At 53.3% G+C, this 1,282-nt stretch carries 1 rRNA gene; it reads left to right on the forward strand.

The window, feature by feature from the left end:
* Window positions 1-1,271, forward strand: a 23S ribosomal RNA gene (locus ABID13_RS28565); the annotation flags it as partial.
* Between the last annotated feature and the right edge of the window lie 11 nt (window positions 1,272-1,282).

Below are 1,282 nucleotides of genomic sequence, written 5' to 3' on the forward strand. Positions count from 1 at the left end.
GCCCGTACCGTAAACCGACACAGGTAGATGAGGAGAGAATCCTAAGGCCGGCGGGAGAAGCATTGTTAAGGAACTCGGCAAAATGACCCCGTAACTTCGGGAGAAGGGGTGCCACAGAGATGTGGCCGCAGAGAATAGGCTCAAGCAACTGTTTAGCAAAAACACAGGTCTATGCAAAACCGTAAGGTGAGGTATATGGGCTGACGCCTGCCCGGTGCTGGAAGGTTAAGAGGAGAGGTTAGAGCAATCGAAGCTTTGAATTTAAGCCCCAGTAAACGGCGGCCGTAACTATAACGGTCCTAAGGTAGCGAAATTCCTTGTCGGGTAAGTTCCGACCCGCACGAAAGGCGTAATGATTTGAGCGCTGTCTCAACAATGCACCCGGTGAAATTGAAATACCAGTGAAGATGCTGGTTACCTGCGCCAGGACGGAAAGACCCCATGGAGCTTTACTCCAGCTTGATACTGGGATTCGGTACTGCATGTACAGGATAGGTGGGAGGCCGTGAAGCAAGGACGCCAGTCTTTGTGGAGCCAATGTTGGGATACCACCCTTGCGGTATTGGGTTTCTAACCTGCGCCCATGACCTGGGCGGGGGACAATGTCAGGTGGGGAGTTTGACTGGGGCGGTCGCCTCCGAAAGGGTATCGGAGGCGCTCAAAGGTTCCCTCAGGATGGTTGGAAACCATCCAGAGAGTGCAAAGGCATAAGGGAGCTTGACTGCGAGACTGACGGGTCGAGCAGGTACGAAAGTAGGACTTAGTGATCCGGTGGTATGAAAGTGGGATTGCCATCGCTCAACGGATAAAAGCTACCCTGGGGATAACAGGCTTATCACTCCCAAGAGTTCACATCGACGGAGTGGTTTGGCACCTCGATGTCGGCTCATCGCATCCTGGGGCTGTAGCAGGTCCCAAGGGTTGGGCTGTTCGCCCATTAAAGCGGTACGCGAGCTGGGTTCAGAACGTCGTGAGACAGTTCGGTCCCTATCCGGCGCGGGCGTAGGATATTTGAGAGGAGCTGTCCTTAGTACGAGAGGACCGGGATGGACAGACCGCTGGTGTATCTGTTGGCTTACCAAGGCCATGGCAGAGTAGCCAAGTCTGGACGGGATAAACGCTGAAGGCATCTAAGCGTGAAGCCCCCCTCAAGATGAGATATCCCATCGCAAGAGTAAGACCCCTTGAAGAAGACGAGGTAGATAGGTTAGAGGTGGAAGTGCAGTAATGTATGTAGCTGACTAATACTAATCGGTCGAGGGCTTAACCAAAAGGTTTAGGG

Origin of the sequence: Enterocloster citroniae (genome assembly GCF_040545455.1) — a bacterium.
Classification (GTDB): Bacteria; Bacillota; Clostridia; order Lachnospirales; family Lachnospiraceae; genus Enterocloster; species Enterocloster citroniae.